This is a genomic window from Phytohabitans rumicis (assembly GCF_011764445.1).
GTDB classification, from domain to species: domain Bacteria; phylum Actinomycetota; class Actinomycetes; order Mycobacteriales; family Micromonosporaceae; genus Phytohabitans; species Phytohabitans rumicis.
Genome location: NZ_BLPG01000001.1, coordinates 3,858,829 through 3,874,366 on the forward strand (window position 1 = coordinate 3,858,829; position 15,538 = coordinate 3,874,366).

At 70.3% G+C, this 15,538-nt stretch carries 14 protein-coding genes and 1 riboswitch; of the genes, 6 read left to right on the forward strand and 8 right to left on the reverse strand.

Annotated features, from left to right (window positions below; genetic code table 11):
* The first annotated feature begins 141 nt into the window (after nt 1–141).
* Genes Prum_RS17005 through Prum_RS17015 form a run of 3 tightly spaced genes read left to right on the forward strand, consistent with a single transcriptional unit; the run spans nt 142 to nt 2,419 of the window.
* On the forward strand, nt 142–738 hold the full coding sequence (locus tag Prum_RS17005; RefSeq protein ID WP_173077442.1) for a sigma factor-like helix-turn-helix DNA-binding protein: 597 nt from the start codon (nt 142–144) through the stop codon (nt 736–738).
* A 5-nt stretch (nt 739–743) separates the two neighbouring features.
* Entirely contained in the window at nt 744–1,256 is a 513-nt protein-coding gene (locus Prum_RS17010) for a SigE family RNA polymerase sigma factor (RefSeq protein ID WP_281368930.1), read from the forward strand.
* Nucleotides 1,253–2,419, forward strand: coding sequence for a hypothetical protein (locus Prum_RS17015; RefSeq protein WP_173077443.1), 1,167 nt, complete (start codon nt 1,253–1,255; stop codon nt 2,417–2,419). The genes Prum_RS17010 and Prum_RS17015 overlap by 4 nt, the downstream gene beginning before the upstream one ends.
* Nucleotides 2,420–2,433: 14 nt before the next feature.
* Here the strand turns inward: Prum_RS17015 and Prum_RS17020 are convergent, their stop codons facing one another.
* Together Prum_RS17020 and Prum_RS17025 are read right to left on the reverse strand one after the other, a co-directional pair.
* Entirely contained in the window at nt 2,434–3,477 is a 1,044-nt protein-coding gene (locus Prum_RS17020; protein WP_173077444.1) for a TolB-like translocation protein, read from the reverse strand.
* Nucleotides 3,474–3,998 carry a SigE family RNA polymerase sigma factor gene (locus Prum_RS17025; RefSeq protein WP_246277944.1) on the reverse strand — a complete coding sequence of 175 codons (525 nt, stop codon included), beginning with the start codon at nt 3,996–3,998 and terminating at the stop codon, nt 3,474–3,476. Before Prum_RS17025 ends, Prum_RS17020 begins: the two co-directional genes overlap by 4 nt.
* 69 nt (nt 3,999–4,067) lie before the next feature.
* Between Prum_RS17025 and Prum_RS17030 the strand changes: the two genes are divergently transcribed.
* Nucleotides 4,068–5,627: a glycoside hydrolase family 10-like protein gene (locus Prum_RS17030; protein WP_173077446.1), complete on the forward strand. Its 1,560-nt coding sequence runs from the start codon at nt 4,068–4,070 to the stop codon at nt 5,625–5,627.
* Between the two features lie 120 nt (nt 5,628–5,747).
* Nucleotides 5,748–5,883: riboswitch (cyclic di-AMP (ydaO/yuaA leader) on the forward strand.
* Between the two features lie 179 nt (nt 5,884–6,062).
* The gene (locus Prum_RS17035) at nt 6,063–6,965 is read left to right on the forward strand and encodes a coiled-coil domain-containing protein (RefSeq protein WP_246277945.1); all 903 of its coding nucleotides are present in this window, start codon (nt 6,063–6,065) and stop codon (nt 6,963–6,965) included.
* A 48-nt stretch (nt 6,966–7,013) separates the two neighbouring features.
* Here Prum_RS17035 and Prum_RS17040 read toward each other — a convergent pair whose 3' ends face one another.
* Genes Prum_RS17040 through Prum_RS49580 form a run of 4 tightly spaced genes read right to left on the reverse strand, consistent with a single transcriptional unit; the run spans nt 7,014 to nt 11,573 of the window.
* On the reverse strand, nt 7,014–9,383 hold the full coding sequence (locus Prum_RS17040) for a glycoside hydrolase family 65 protein (protein ID WP_173077447.1): 2,370 nt from the start codon (nt 9,381–9,383) through the stop codon (nt 7,014–7,016).
* Nucleotides 9,380–10,123, reverse strand: coding sequence for an HAD family hydrolase (locus Prum_RS17045; protein WP_173077448.1), 744 nt, complete (start codon nt 10,121–10,123; stop codon nt 9,380–9,382). Before Prum_RS17045 ends, Prum_RS17040 begins: the two co-directional genes overlap by 4 nt.
* 41 nt (nt 10,124–10,164) lie before the next feature.
* On the reverse strand, nt 10,165–10,758 hold the full coding sequence (locus tag Prum_RS49575) for a multicopper oxidase domain-containing protein (RefSeq protein ID WP_218577266.1): 594 nt from the start codon (nt 10,756–10,758) through the stop codon (nt 10,165–10,167).
* A complete protein-coding gene (locus Prum_RS49580) occupies nt 10,755–11,573 on the reverse strand; it encodes a multicopper oxidase family protein (protein WP_218577267.1) in 819 nt (272 codons plus the stop codon). The genes Prum_RS49575 and Prum_RS49580 overlap by 4 nt, the downstream gene beginning before the upstream one ends.
* 78 nt (nt 11,574–11,651) lie before the next feature.
* On the opposite strand from Prum_RS49580, the gene Prum_RS17055 reads away from it, so the two are divergent.
* Entirely contained in the window at nt 11,652–12,473 is an 822-nt protein-coding gene (locus tag Prum_RS17055; protein WP_246277946.1) for an acyl-CoA dehydrogenase family protein, read from the forward strand.
* Between the two features lie 775 nt (nt 12,474–13,248).
* Here the strand turns inward: Prum_RS17055 and Prum_RS17060 are convergent.
* Together Prum_RS17060 and Prum_RS17065 are read right to left on the reverse strand one after the other, a co-directional pair.
* The gene (locus Prum_RS17060) at nt 13,249–14,193 is read right to left on the reverse strand and encodes a hypothetical protein (RefSeq protein WP_173077449.1); all 945 of its coding nucleotides are present in this window, start codon (nt 14,191–14,193) and stop codon (nt 13,249–13,251) included.
* A gap of 26 nt (nt 14,194–14,219) precedes the next feature.
* On the reverse strand, nt 14,220–15,524 hold the full coding sequence (locus Prum_RS17065; protein WP_173077450.1) for an ABC transporter ATP-binding protein: 1,305 nt from the start codon (nt 15,522–15,524) through the stop codon (nt 14,220–14,222).
* Between the last annotated feature and the right edge of the window lie 14 nt (nt 15,525–15,538).

Genomic DNA, 15,538 nt, shown 5'->3' on the forward strand with positions numbered 1-15,538 from the left:
CCGGAATGCGCCCACGCAAGATACGTACCCGCAAGTAACAACACGGGTAGGAATCCAGGTACTTTCCCCGTGTTCGCTACGTGTGCGGCGACGAAGGATTGGGGTCCTAACTCAGAGCGATCGAATCGAAAGGGGTACGGCATGGGCCGCCACGCCGCCGACTGGACGGCGCCCGGCTCACCAGGCCCGTACGACCGAGGGAAAGCCCAGGTCAGTGCGGAGCGCGCCGCGCAAATCTTCGATCGACTGGTCGAACCGCATCGCGCGGCCCTGCGAGCGTACGTCCTGCGACTCACGGAGGGTGACGAAGCCATTGCCGACTCGGTCCTCAAGGAGACGCTCTACCGGCTGGCACAGCAGCCATGGCGCTACCCTCAGCACCCGCCGGCCGTGCGACCTTGGCTGGTGCTGACCGTCCACAACGTGCTGCGCGACGGCGAGCGCCACGCCCCGGCCGGTCTCGACGACCGCCCCTATTCGGTGGTCCAGGACGTACGCAAGCCGGGCCCGGCGCCCCCGACACCCGCCGCCACGGTCGCCGTACTCATGAAGGACCTCGCGCCCGCGGACCGCGAGCTGGTCGTCGAGCTGGTGTACCGCGGGGTCTCCCTCGAGGCCGCCGCGGCCGAGCGCGGCGTCCCGGTGGAGACGATCAAATCCCGCCTGTACGCCGCGATGCGGACCCTGCGCGCCGCACTCGCAAAAGAGCGCAACGATCCGGCGGGGACGGGCGTGTAACCAGGGTGGACGAGCCACCGCCGGCGACCGACGTCACCGGGCCCGAGTTTCATGAGATCTACCATGCCCACTTTCGCATGCTGACCGTGCAGCTCACCGCCCACTGTGGTGATATCTCGCAGGCGCAGGACCTGGTGCAGGAGGCGTTCTGCCGGGCGTACGCGCGCTGGTCCCGGGTCCGCCGGTACGACGATCCGCTCGCCTGGATCCGCCGCGTCGCCTGGAACCTCGCCACCAGCCGGTGGCGCCGGGTACGCACCGCGCAGGCGTTCCTGCGCCGCCAGCGCGAGGAGTACACGGAAGGGCCGAGCCCGGACCGCGTGGCCCTCACCGCCGCGCTGGCCGTGCTGCCGCCGAATCAGCGCCGCGCGGTGGTCCTGCACTACCTGGCGGACCTGCCGGTGCCCGAGGTGGCACGCCAGGAGGGCGTACCCGAGGGGACGGTCAAATCGTGGCTGCATCGGGCCCGTGCCGCGCTGGCGGCCCAGCTGTCCGAAGCGCGAGGAGGTGACGCATGATCGGGGAGCAGCCGGACCAGCTCGGTGACGCGTTCGCCGCCTTCCGGGAGCAGGTGCTGCCCGAGGTGCGCCCGACCGGGATCGACGCGGTGCAGCGGACAGTCCGGCGCCGCCGGCGGCGGGCCGCGGTCGTGGTGGCGGCGGTCACCGTGGTGGCGGTCGCTCTCCCGATCGTCGCGTACGCCGGCCTGACCGACGGCGACCGGCCACCGGGGCCCACCGACTCGCCATCGCCGTCGACGACCGGCTCCGCGTCGCCGACTCCCTCGCCGACCCCCTCACCGTCCATGGTGGACGGAAGGATCACCCGCGAGCAGCTCCTCGCCGCCGCCGTCGACCTGCCCGACTGGTGGCCCGGCGCGATAGACGAGTGCACGACCGAGGACGTGCGACTGCGGCCAAGCCCCGACGGCACCTCCGCACCGGCACTGCTCGACCTGCGACACGGCGACGTGGACGGCGACCCGGCGGCCGAGACGGTCGTCCGGCTCGAGTGCGGGGGCGGGGACGAGACGGCGCGGCAGGTCGTCGCGTTCGATCGGGACGGCGCCGGCCAGATCACCGCCCTCGGCCAGGTCGTCCGCAACGGCTCCGGAGTGTCGGACCTCACGGAGTTCGAGATCGCCAGCGGCAAGGTGCGGGTCCTGGTCGTCGGTCCCGACCGGGTGCGGCAGTGGCGGACCTACTCCTGGGCCGGCGACCGGTTCCGCCAGACCGGCGGGCCGACAGCGTTCGCGTCGCCGTCGCAGACCACCGCTCCGCCGGCGCCGGCCTTCCGGCTCACGATCACCGCGACCGACATGGTGTACGGACCGGTGGAGGCCGATAGTTGGCGGCGCGCCACCACCACGGTCACGATCGTCAACGCCAGTGCCGCCACGGTGGACTATCCACTGGTGACATTCCCGCGGAACAGCCGCGACGAGGCCGAGCACGCGATCTGGTCCGGTTGCCCGACCATGCAAGGCCGGCCGGATCGGATCGTGTGCGTCGCCGACCCGCTCGGCCCCGGCGAGCAGCGCAGCATCGCGCTTGCCTTCATCACCCATGAAGACGGCCCACCCGGCCCGGCGACGTTGCGCGTGGACGCGGGGGCCGACAGCGATGGCACCGTGCTGCCGGGCACCGGCCAGGAGACCACGTTCCAGGTGTCGTTCAGCTGACGGATAAGGCGGGCTCAGGGCACGTAGCGCAGGAGTCGGGTCTCATGGGGCCACTTCGGCTCCTGCCAGGAGGCGAGGAGTGCGCCATCCGGGGAGCGGAGCTCCAGGGTGTACGCGTCACCTGCCGCCACCCGTAGCAGCAGCCCACCGTCCGGGGTGAGCAGCGCGTTCTCGCACGTCAGCTGGCTGACCTCCCCGCTCAACCCGTCGATCAGGCGGTCGGCGAACGACAGGGTGATGCCCTCCGGGCAGTTGCAGCCGTCCGGTTCGCCGACCGCCGCGACCACCTTCGCCCCGTCGTTCGAGATGCTCACCGGGTAGCGGACGTACGCGGGGTCACGGAGCTGGACCGGTACGACCCGCCGGGCGGTCCCGTCGGCCTGCACCGTCAGCAGCTGGGAGTTGAGCGACCCGTTCGGAAACTGGACGTACGCCAGCCGGCGGCCGTCCGGTGACCACACCGGGAAGCAGCCGCCCGTCTGGTCCACTTCCGCGACCGGAGAGCCGTCCGCGTCGGCGACCATCAGCGCGCTGTCTTCCCAGCCACCCGAGACGAACGCGACCCGGCCGCCGTCCGGTGACCAGGACGGCCGGCCGCAGTCGCTCTGCAGCTCCTGCGTGCCGACCTTGGTCGCCTCCGAGCCGTCGGTGCGACCGACCATGACGGCGCCGTCGACCGTGACCCAGGCGGCGCGGTGCCCGTCCGGGGACAGGGCCACGGTCTCGCCGAGCGCGCCCGAGGGGAACTTCGCGAACTCCTCCAGCTCGCCGCCGGGTGCGAGCCGGTAGACCGTGTACGCCGGCAGCTCCGACGAGGCGAAGTACACGGTCCCGGGAATGGTGACCACGGGCTCGGCCGGCGGGAGGGCCCGCTCCGACGGGAGTGCCCGCACCGCGCCGTACGTGGCGCCGGCGGCCAGGGCGACGACGGCGAGCGACCCTGCGACGGCACGACGGGCGCGCAGCCGCCGGGAGGTGGCGAGCACCCGGTCGTGCAGGTCGACCGGCTGGACGTCCTCGGCGAGCTCGGTCAGGGCCGTCGAAAGGGAGTTCTTCACAGCGCTCCTTCCCCAAGGTGGGTCCGCAGGCGGGCCAGCGCGCGGGCGCACGTCGACTTGACGGTGCCGAGGGTGACGCCCAGCATCTCGGCGGTCTCGACCTCGGTGCGGTCCTCGAAGAACCGCAGCACGAGGACCGCCCGCTGCTTCGCGGTCAGCCGCATCAGCGCGGCCTGCAGGGTGAGGCGGAGGGCGACGCCGTCGGCCGACGATGCCTGCGCGGACGGCCGCGGCTCGGGCACCGCGTCGGCAAGCGATTCCGGTACGCGCCGCCGGCGCCACCAGTTGACCTGCAGGTGGTACATGGTCCGCCGGGTGTACGCCTCGGCATTGCCGGTGTCCCGCAGCCGCCGCCAGGCCCGGTGCGTACGGGCGAGCGCCGACTGCACCAGGTCCTCCGCGAGGTGCTGGTCTCCGGTCAGCAGGTACGCCGAGCGCAGCAACGCCGGCGTGCGGGACCGGACGAACGCGTCGAAGTCCACGCTTTCCGCCCCGGTAGGCACCGTCACAAGAAGTGGCACGCCACCCAAGACGTCTCCCACCCGGTAGAGGGTTGCCGATCGACCGCATCTCATGGGCACACTGGGGCGATGTCGCCAGCCCCACCCCGCGGCCCGATCGCGGCGGTCCTCGCTTTCGTCGTCCTCGCCACGGTCGGGGTGGCGCGCTGGCAGGCGCGCCCGGACCCGGCGGACGAGGTGGCCACCTCGGCGGTGGCCCGGGGCAGTTGCGCCGGGCGGCCCATGGAGGCGACCCACCAGCTGCGCGGCATGTGGCTCACTACGGTCAGCAACATCGACTGGCCGAGCCGCCCCGGCCTGGACGCCGAGACGGTCAAGAAGGAGTATCGCGGCTGGCTCGACCTGGCGCAGCAACGCGGGCACAACGCGGTTTTCGTCCACGTACGCCCCAGCGGCGACGCGTTCTGGGAGTCGACGTACGCGCCGTGGTCGTACTGGCTGACCGGCCGCAAGGACGGGCAGAGCCCCGGGTGGGACCCGATGGAGTTCATGGTCGCCGAGGCGCACGCCCGCAACATCGAGTTCCACGCCTGGTTCAACCCGTACAAAGCGGGCCAGACCGGGGTCATCAACGAGCTGCCGGTCGACCATCCGCTGCGCGCGCACCCGGACTGGGCGGTGGCGTACCCGGCGAAGGGCAAGGGCAGCCGCCTGTACTACAACCCGGGCATCCCCGAGGCGCGGCGGTTCGTCGAGGACTCGATCCTCGACGCGGTCACCCGGTACGACATCGACGGCGTGCACTTCGACGACTTTTTCTACCCGTACCCGGTCAAAAAGGAAGATTTCTCCGACGCGAAGGCTTTCCAGCAGTACGGCAACGGCCTGTCCAAGGCGGACTGGCGCCGGCAGAACGTCAACCTGTTCGTCCAGGAGACCAACCAGCGGGTCAAGGAAGCCAAGCCGTGGATGAAGTTCGGCATCAGCCCGTTCGGCATCTGGCGGAACGCCGCCAACGACCCGCTCGGCTCGCAGACCCGCGGGCTGCAGAGCTATGACGCGATCTACGCGGACACCCGGCTCTGGGTGAAGGAACGCTGGGTCGACTACATCGTGCCGCAGCTCTACTGGCACATCGGCTTCGCCATCGCCGACTACGCGAAGCTGCTGCCCTGGTGGTCCGAGGTGATCAAGGGCAGCGGGGTGCAGCTCTACATCGGCATGGCGGACTACCGCATCGGCCAGTCGGGGGCCTGGCGCAACCCGGCCCAGCTGGACCAGCAGCTCACGCTCAACAGCAAGCATCCGGTCAGCGGCACCGTTCATTTCAGCGCCAAGCAGGTACGCGCCGACCGGCTGGGCGCGGTCACCCGGTACGCGAAGGCGCACTACGCCGCGCCCGCCCTGGTGCCGCCCATGTCACACCTCCGCGGTGATCTGCCCGACACACCGAAGATCCAGGAGGCGGAGTACGACGACGGCGGGGTGAAGCTCCGCTGGTCAAAGACGGGGACCAGCTATGCGGTGTACCGGGTCGACGGCGACGCGGCCAATCTCGTGGCCACGACACGCGACACGAGCTGGGCGGACACCGGCGCAACCGAGGACCGGTCGTACACCTATTGCGTGACCGCCCTGGACCGGTTGTGGAACGAAACAAGCCCGAGCGAACCGCGGGTCGTTGACTGAACAATTACCGAACGTCGTTGCCCAGTAACACCTTTTGCCTGGTCAGAGCAATATCGAAGTCCACTCTCGATCCGGTAAGCTTTCCGGCGGTCTCCGCCCGGCGGCGCCCCACGGTGCCGGCGGTGACCGCCGCCTAATTGCTCACGCTGAGCGAGCCGGGGAACCACCGTAAGTGGGGTGAATCCGCAACCGCGGTAGGGATCGTTCCCGTCCCGAACCCGTCAGCTAACTCGGTAGGCGGCCGACGGGAGGAACGTGTATGACGGCATCCGTACGTCGCCGGCGCTTGTCGCTGGCTGTTGCCCTGGTCGCCGCGGCGGCCGCGTTGTCCGGAGTGGCGATCGGGCCAAGTGGTGGAGCGGCGGCAGCGTCGCCGGTGGCGTTAGCGCCCACGCCGAACCCGGGCGACGAGGGGGCACACCGCTCCTGCGGGACGTGCTGGAGTCCACCAGCCGCGGGTACGTCGAAGCCCGCAATGCCGTCACCAAGTCGCGCAACCGGCAGTTGCAGCTCTCCCTTGAGCTCCGCAAGGCGGAAGAGCAGATCAAGGCGATGGAGCCCGAGGTCGCGCTGCTGGCCGGCTCGGCGTACCGGAATGGCCGGATCGGGCCGATGACCCTGCTGCTCAACAGCGCCTCGCCCGACGAGTTCCTGCAGCGGGCCGCGGCGCTGGACATGCTGGCCGCCCGCGACAACGCGCGGCTGGCCAAGCTCAAGGCGGCCCTCGACCAGGCATCGCGGGCCAAGGCGGCGATCGACGCCGAGGTCAAGGACGAGCAGAAGCAGCTCACCATCATGGCCAAGCAGAAGTCCGAGGCGGAGAAGGCGCTGAAGCTGGTCGGCGGCAAGGCGACCGGCGGCTTCGTCAACGCGAACTCGCCGCTGGCGAAGCAGGCGCCGCGCAACAACGACGGCGGGTTCTCCGCGCAGAGTTGCTCGGAGGACGACCCGACCACCGGGCGCTGCATCACGCCCCGGACGCTGCACATGCTCAAGGAGACGCAGCGCCTCATCGCCCAGATCCATCCGAACGACAAGGGCGCCAAGCGGTTCGTGAGCTGCTTCCGGTCGGGCGGGCCGTTTGAGCACCCGAAGGGCCGGGCCTGCGACTGGTCGGCCCAGAAGAGCAACTTCGGCGGCGACGCGACCGGGGACGACAAGTTCTACGGCAACAACCTGGCCGCGTTCTTCGTGCGCAACGCCGACCGGCTGGGCGTCATGTACGTGATCTGGTACCGGCAGTTCTGGTCACCGGCGACGGGGTGGAAGTCGTACGGCGGCGCGAACGGCGACCCGTCCAGCGACCACACCAACCACGTACACATCTCGATGCTGTAAGGGCCTGCCAGCGCGGTGCGCTGGCAGGCCCCGTGGCCTTGCGTGCCGTCAGGCGTCGGGCATCCGGCGGGCCGGGGCCCGCCCGAAGGGCTGCCGCGGCGGCGGACCGACCGGCGGCAGCGCCGGGATCGGCCGGCTGAGCGGCGCGTCGCTGGTCACGGTCACATGCTCCCCATGGTGTACGAGGTCGAGCTTGGCCCCGTCGTGACCGTTGCGCAGCGAGTAGGTCACCTCGTGCTGGGTCACGTCGACCCGCAGCCGCAGCCCGCGCCACAGCATGGAGAACTCCATGCGGTTGATCCGGCTCGGCAGCCGCGGCGCGAACGACAGCTCGCCGCCGTGGTCGCGCATGCCGCCGAGACCGGCCACGATGGCGAGCCAGGCGCCGGCGAGCGCGGCGATGTGCAGGCCCTCGCGGGTGTTGTTGTGGATGTCGTGCAGGTCCATCAGGGCGGCCTCGCCCAGATAGTCGTGGGCCAACTCGAGGTGGCCCACCTCGGCCGCCATGACCGCCTGGGTGCACGTCGACAGCGACGAGTCGCGCACGGTGCGCTGCTCGTAGTAGGCGAAGTTGCGCGCCTTCTGCTCGGGCGTGAACGCGTCACCCCGCCAATGCATCGCCAGCACCAGGTCGGCCTGCTTGAGGACCTGCTTGCGGTACAGGTCGAAGTACGGGTAGTTCAGCAGCAGCGGGTACTTGCCCGGCGGGGTGGCCGCGAAGTCCCACTCCTGGAGCCGGGTGAACTCCTCACACTGCTGGTGGACGCCCAACTCCTCGTCGTACGGGACGTGCATGGCCGCGGCGGCGTCACGCCACGACGCGGCCTCTTCCTCGTCGACGCCGAGCCGGCGGGCCTGCTCGGGGTGGCGCAGCGACGCCTCGGCGGCGCCGATCATGTTCTTCTGCGCCATCAGGTTGGTGTAGATGTTGTCGTTAACAACCGCGGTGTACTCGTCCGGCCCGGTGACCCCGTCGATGTGGAACACCCCGTGCCGGTCGTGGTGGCCCAGCGAGCGCCACAGCCGGGCGGTGTCCACCAGCAGTTCCAGGCCGACCTCGCGCTCGAAGTCGTAGTCGCCGGTGGCCACCACGTACCGCATCACCGCGTCCGCGATGTCCGCGCCGATGTGGAACGCCGCCGTGCCCGCCGGCCAGTACCCCGAACACTCCTGCCCGCGGACCGTACGCCAGGGGAACGCCGCGCCCTTGAGGCCCAGCGTCTGCGCCCGCTCCCGGGCCAGGTCGAGCGTGGCGTGCCGCCACCGCAGGCCGTGCGTGACCGCCTCCGGCTGGGTGTACGTCAACACCGGCAGCACGAACGTCTCGGTGTCCCAGAACACGTGGCCGTCGTACCCGGGTCCGGTGAGGCCCTTGGCTGCGATGGGCCGCATCTCCGCGCGGGCGCCGGCCTGCAGGAGGTGGAAGAGCGCGAAGCGCGCGGCCTGCTGCACCTCGGGGTCGCCATCCAGCCGCACGTCGGCGGCGTCCCAGAAGGCGTCGAGGTACTTGCGCTGCTCGGACAGCAGGCCGTCCCAGCCGGAGAACCGGGCCGACGCGATCGCCGCGCCCACCTGGTCCCGCAGCGCCGGGAACGAGCGCCGGCTGGACCAGCCGTACGCCAGCAGCTTGACGACCCGCAGCTTCTCGCCGGGCTTCAACACGCACGCCACCGTGGTACGCGCGAAGTCCGGGTATGCCTCGGTGTTGACCGACGTGCGCTCGGGCCCGCTGATCTCGTGCTCCATCGCGGCGGCCATCCGCAGGTTGCTCTTCTTGGTGCGGTGGATGAGCATCCCGCCGGCCGCGGTGGCCAGGTGCTCCTCCGGCTTCAGCGGAGCCTTGAGTACGGCGGCGACGCGCGGATCCTTGCGGGTGGCCGGCAACTCCTCGTTGGCGACCAGCTCGGACTGCACGATCAGGCGCAGCGGCCGGTCGTCGGCCACCTCCACCTCGTAGCAGATCGCGGCGATCGCGCGCTGGGTGAAGGAGACCAGCCGGGTGCTGCGTACGCGCACCGCCCGGCCGGCCGGCGACACCCACTCCACCGTGCGGTCGAGCGTGCCCGCCTGCAGGTCGAGGACGCGCTGGTGAGTGCGCACCTCGCCGTACCGGACGTCGAATGGCTCGTCGTCGACCAGCAGCCGCATGAGCTTGCCGTTGGTGACGTTGACCACCGTCTGCCCGGACTCCGGAAAGCCGTAACCGGCCTCGGCGTACGGCAGCGGCCGCAACTCGTAAAACGAGTTCAAATAGGTGCCCGGCAACCCGTGTGGTTCGCCCTCGTCAAGGTTTCCACGCAGTCCAATGTGGCCATTGGACAGCGCGAACACCGACTCAGACTGAGCCAGCACATCGAGGTCGAGCCGAGTCTCCCGGACGTGCCACGGCTCGACCGGGTAAGCCCGCTCACGGATCATGGATTCTCCAGCAACTCACTGAGGTCGCGCACGACGACATCGGCGCCGTGCTTATAAAGGTCGTCGGTCTGCCCGACCCGGTCGACCCCGACGACAAAGCCGAAATCGCCAGCGCGCCCGGCCTCCACACCGGCGAGGGCGTCTTCGAAAACGGCCGCTGCCGACGGCGCGACGCCGAGCAGCTTAGCGGCGTCAAGGAAGGTATCGGGGTGCGGCTTGCCGCGCAGACCGTCGCGTCGGGCCACGATGCCGTCGACGACCACTTCGACCTCCTCAATGAGGCCCGTAACGGTCAGGATATCGCGGCAATTGGCGCTTGCGGAGACCACAGCGCGAGGGAATCCGGCCTCCCGGACCGCGCGCAGATAGGCCACCGAGCCCGGGTACACGTCAACGCCCACTTCCCGGATGTGGCGCAGCAGCAGGACGTTTTTCCGGTTGCCGACGCCGTTGACGGTCTCCGCCTCCGGCGGGTCGTCGGGCGAGCCCTCGGGCAGCGTTATCCCCCGGGAGGCGAGAAAGGTTCGCACTCCGTCGGCGCGCGGACGACCGTCGACGAACTGGTTGTAGTCCGCTCCCGGGTCGAACGGCCGGAAGGGCTCACCGGTGCGCGCAGCGTGATCGCGCAGAAACGCGTCGAAAGTCTCCTTCCACGCTGCGTTATGCACCTTGGCGGTCTGCGTCAACACGCCGTCGAGGTCGAAAAGAAAGGCGGTCACGCCGTCGGGAAGGCCCAGCACTTGGACAGAGTAACCGTTTCCGGCAGGTTAAAACCGCCGGCTCACCCGTGGCCATTTCGGTGACTGTGCGTATCCGGACGGCCGGGCTCCTGACCTGGCTCGACCACCACGAACTGGCCCATCATCCCCTGGTCCTCGTGCTTGTTCAGGTGGCAGTGGAACATGTAGGGGACGTCCGGGTCGGCGTAGTCGGCGAACCTGGCGACGATCCGCACCGTGCGGTCGGGCTCCAGGAGGATCGTGTCCTTCCAGCCGCCGAGCTCGGCCGGGGGCCGCTCACCGTCGACCGACAGCACCTGAAACTGCACGTCGTGGACGTGAAACGAGTGCGCCGTGCCGTCACCACGCTTGGTGATCTCCCAGATCTCGGTGGTGTCCCGGGTGACCACCGCGTCGATCCGGCCCATGTCCATTCCGCGGCCGTTGATCTTGCGGCCGGCCAGCGTGAACTCCCTGGTGGTCGCGGCCGAGGCCGGGTCAAGGCGGGCGATCGGCGCGAGCCGCGCCGGCACGGCGGGCGACGGCGCGAGGTCCGCGGCAGCCCGCAATTCGAGTACGTCGAGAGTGTCGTTGCCGCCGTTGAAGAGGTCGCTCAGGAAGTTGTCCAGCTCGACGGGGTAGCTCCGCAGGGTCACCCGCTCCCCGGTTGCACTTCAACAACGATCTCGGCGCGCTCGCCCGGCGACAGCCGGATCCGGCTCGTGCCGTGCGCGGTCGGCAGCAGGCCGCCATCGGTCCCCACCAGCGCGAACGGGCGGTCGTCGGCCAGCCCGAAGTTGTACACCCGGGCGCTGGACGCGTTGAGCAGCCGCAGCCGTACCCGCTCGGTGCGCACGTCCAGGTACGGCCCCGCGGTCCCGTTGACGAGCACGGTGTCGTCCCGGTCCTGGACGATCATGGGTACGTCGTCCACGCCGTACTCGCGGGGCAGGTTCACCCTCGTGTCGTCGTCGACGATGAACATGCCGGCGAGCCCGCGGGAGACGTGCTTCTCCGTCTCGCCGTGCGGGTGCGGGTGGTACCAGAGCGTCGCGGCCGGCTGATCCACGGTCCAGGTCGGCGACCAGGTCGCGTTCGGCCGGATCGGCTGGTGCGGGCCGCCGTCCATCCGAGCGGGCAGGTGCATGCCGTGCCAGTGCACGCTCGTCGTCTCAGCCAGCCCGTTGACGACGTTCACCATGACGCGCTCGCCGCGCTTGGCCCGCAGCGTCGGGCCCAGGTAGCTCCCGTTGAACCCCCAGGTACTCGTCTTGCCACCCGTACCGAAGTCCGTGCTGCCGGCCTGCGCGCGCAGGTCGAAGACCCGCCGCCCTTGATCGTCGAGATGCGACCCGGCGAGCGGTGGTACGCGCAGCCGATGGGCGAATTCGACCTCGCCCACGGTGTTCGTCTGCGCCAGGCCGCAGCCCGCGAGGAGCAACACCGGTAGCGCCCAATAAGTTCTCCGCATACATGTAGCATCTCTACCTATTAGCACGGCCGTCCACTTTCTCAGGGTCAGATCAGGGTCCCCAGTACGGTGGCGGGCGTGACCGACGTGATCGACAAGGCCCGGCAGATCGCCGACGAGGTGCTGTTTCCGGCGGCGCTCGAGGTCGACCGCGACGGTGTGCTCCCGGCCAGCCACCTCGACCTGCTCGCCCGCGAAGGCTTCTACGGCCTGGCCGTGGCCGGCGTGTCGCCGCTGGTCGTGGAGGCACTGGCCGGCGGCTGCCTCGCCACGACGTTCGTGTGGATGCAGCACCACGGCGCCGTGCGGGCGGTGGCGGAGGCCGGCCGGACCGATTGGCTCGACCCGCTGTGCCGGGGCGAGCGCAGAGCCGGGGTGGCGCTCGGTGCCCTACGGCCCGGCCCGCCGTCGGTACGGGCGACCCCGGTGCCGGGCGGCTACCGGCTCGACGGCGAGTCCCCCTGGGTCACCGGCTGGGGCATGATCGACGTCCTGCACACCGCCGCGCGCACGGTCGACGGGGCCGAGACGGCACTGTGGGCCCTGGTGGACGCCGTGCCCGGACCGGCCCTACGGGTAAGCCCGCTCGACCTGGTCGCGGTGAACGCCAGTGCCACCGTCGAGGTGCATTTCGACGGCCTGTTCGTCCCCGCCGAACGGGTCACCGCCACCCTGCCGTACGCCGAGTGGCCCGCCCGGGACGCGGCCGGGCTGCGGATGAACGGCTCCTTCGCCCTCGGCGTGGCCGCCCGATGCCTGCGCCTACTCGGCCCGACCCCCCTGGACACCGAACTGGACGCCTGCCGAGCCGCCTTGGACACCGCCCCACCCCCGACCTACCAGCGGCACGCGCGGCCGCGTCGGAGTTGGCCATGCGAGCCGCTACCACGCTGGTGGTGAGCAGCGGAGCGCGCTCAGTCCTCCGCGACCACCACGCCCAACGCCTCCTGCGCGAAGCGACGTTCCTGCTGGTCTTCGGCTCCCGCCCCCAAATCCGCCAATCCCTCCTATCCCACCTCACCCCTAACCCCCGCTCTCCCCTCCGCCCTCTTCCCGCCCTCCCCGCCCGCCCCGCGCCCCCGCGTCGATCAAGGCCCTCGCCGTCGATCAAGGGCATATGGTCGTGGTTCGATCTCTTTTCCACGACCGTTTGCCCTTGATCGACGCGAAAGTCCTTGATCGGCGCCCCGAACGGCGCGGCACGAGCGCGGCGCGGGGAGCGCCCGGCGCGGGGAGCGAGGTAGGTCAAAATCTGGCGATCGTGGTGAGAAGCTGCCCCGCCAGGGGCAACTCCTCGCCACGGTCATAGCGGAGTCGATCCGCGCCACCGCCGAGGGGCACCGAGGCCCCAACAGGGGACCCCTCCTGGCGCCCGGACCTGAGTAGGGCACCCCTATACCTGCCAGGGCGCGCATAGGGGCGCCCTACTCACGGCGAGACGCCCAACAGGGGGCCCCCTTCTGGGGCTCCAACCCCGCCCACCGCTCAGCCCCACTCACCGCTCAACCCCGCTCACCCACCGCCCCGCCGATCAAGGACTTCTACGCGGATCAAGGGCAAACGGTCGTGGAAAAGAGATCAAACCACGGCCATATGCCCTTGATCGACGAGCAGAGCGCGAGCAGGGACGAGAGGAGGGGGTGGGGTGGAGGGGTGGCGCCGCGGGGAGGGAGGGCTAGCTGCCTAGGTGGGCTATGGTGCGGAGGATTTCGGCGTAGAAGTTGCCCTCGATGCTGCGGAACAGGGCGAACTCCTGGCCTGGGCTGCCGAAGAACGGTCGCAGCGTCCAGGCCAACTGGGTGCCGACGAAGCCGAACAGCAGGATCCAGATGTACAGCAGGGTCATGCTCGCGGGGCGCTGGCCGGCCGGGTGCTGACCGGGCCGCGTCGGGGCCGTACGCGCCCAGGTGGGGCCGGGCGACGACGGGTCCCACACCGCCGGGGGTGCCGCGGGCAGGGCGACGGCCGGCGCGGCGACCACTGTGGACACGGGACCGCCGTTGACGCTGCTCGCCGCGGGCACCGCGACCGGCTCGGCGGCCTCCACGGCCTGGTCCGGGACGGCGACCGGAACAGTGGCGGGCGAAACGGCGGGGACGGCAGCGGGAGGGGCCGGCGCGAGCAGGCCGTGCTGGTTGAGCACCTGCATGCCGCCGGTCAGGAAGCGCAGCCCGACCAGGGCGGACAGCGACAGGATCGCGACGTTGAGCAGCTTGAAGAAGCCGTAGTCGTTCGCGGTGATCAGGAAGAAGAGGCTGATCGGCGCGAAGGCCAGCGCGAGCATGGCGGTGACCGTGACGGCGACCATGACCATGGCCAGCGCCTGCCGGACCGACAGCCGGGCGCCGAAGACCAGGTTGAAGAGGTACAGCGTCGGGAGGCAGATGGCGAGCGTGACGAGGAAGAGCAGCGGCAGCTTGACCGCCGACGTCAGCGCCATCAGTACACTGTGGAACGAGCCGAGCACGGCTCCGTACACGGCAAGCGCGAGGGCGGAGCTGGCAAGCATGTTGCCGGTGAGCTGGCCCAGGTCGCGCTCGGCGACGATCTGCTGCCAGATGCTCTGCCGATCGCGCAGGATGCGCTCGATAACGAGAAGTCCCGATCCGTTGGCTGACACAGGAGCACGGTAGGACAGCGGCTCGCTCACCGCCACCCCACATCGATGCGGTCGCCACGTTCATCAAAGAAGTGCAACGCGTCCATACGGACCGAAATGGCCAACGGGTGACCGGCGGAGACCGCGGGGTACGGCGCCAGCCGCACCGCGAGTTCGGCCGGCCGGCGGTGGTGGCGGCCGGGGTCGCTGAGCACGCTCGTACGCGCACCGCCGCTCTCGACGGGTCGTGGCGCGTCGGTGGAGCCGCGCCCGGTGAGGCGCTGCATCACGTGCCCGAAGCGGCGGAACCGGCCGGAGCCGTTGGCCGTCTCGGTTACCGGGCCGCCCAGGTCGTCGACCATGATCGCGGTGGCGCCGATGTCGAGGAAGGCGAGCGACTCGTGCCCGTGGTGTTCGAGGTAGCGGATCCGCCCTTGCAGTACGTCGCCCGGCGTCCCCGGCGCGACGGGGGTCAGCGCCTCGGCGCGCATGCCGATGACGATGCGCTCGCCGTGGTAGTGCGCGACGGCCCGCGCGCGGATGTCGTCCCAGGGCAGGTAGAGCGCCTGCTCGCCGAGGTTGAGCGCGACGTACCGGTCGAGGTGGACGTAGACGGACGCCTCCAGCAGGTTCATCCGCGGGCTGCCGAGGAACGCGGCCACGTAGAGGGTCGCGGGCCGGCCGTACACCTGGGTGGGGGTGCCGACGTCCTGCAGGACACCCTTGCGCATGATGGCGACCCGGTCGGCCATGGTCAGCGCCTCGGCCTGGTCGTGCGTCACGTAGATGGTACTGACGCCCAGCTCGCGGACCAGCCCGGAGATCTCCGCCCGGAGCTCCGCGCGCAGCCCGCTGTCGAGGTTGGACAGTGGCTCGTCCATGAGGAACAGGCCGGGGCGGCGCACGATGGCGCGGCCCATCGCCACCCGCTGGCGCTGACCGCCGGAGAGCTGGCTGGGCTTGCGGGCCAGGACGTCGCCGATGCCCAGGGCGCTCGCGACGTCCGCTACCCGCTCGCCGCGCGGGCCCTGCTCAACGCCGGAGAGGCGGAGCGGAAAGCCAATATTGTCGCCTACCGTCATATGCGGATAAAGCGCAAAATCCTGAAATACCATCGCGATTCGCCGGTCGCGTGGCGGAAGATCGTTTGCAAGTTCACCGTCGAGTAATATTGCACCGGTCGTCGGGTCTTCAAGCCCCGCAACCATACGCAAAACGGTCGACTTGCCGCATCCCGACGGGCCGAGGAGCACCATGAACTCGCCGTCGTTGACGTCAAGGCTGACGTTGTCGACCGCTACTGTGCCATCCGGGAACACCTTTGTGACGTCTTTGAGCGCGACGGTAGTCACCGTCACCTCCCCGC

Bases quoted from the DNA above. Each gene is read 5' to 3' on its own strand.
- Prum_RS49580 (WP_218577267.1), bottom strand. From the start codon at position 11,573: ATGCGGAGAACTTATTGGGCGCTACCGGTGTTGCTCCTCGCGGGCTGC.
- Prum_RS17040 (WP_173077447.1), bottom strand. From the start codon at position 9,383: ATGATCCGTGAGCGGGCTTACCCGGTCGAGCCGTGGCACGTCCGGGAG.
- Prum_RS17015 (WP_173077443.1), top strand. From the start codon at position 1,253: ATGATCGGGGAGCAGCCGGACCAGCTCGGTGACGCGTTCGCCGCCTTC.
- Prum_RS17030 (WP_173077446.1), top strand. From the start codon at position 4,068: ATGTCGCCAGCCCCACCCCGCGGCCCGATCGCGGCGGTCCTCGCTTTC.
- Prum_RS17005 (WP_173077442.1), top strand. From the start codon at position 142: ATGGGCCGCCACGCCGCCGACTGGACGGCGCCCGGCTCACCAGGCCCG.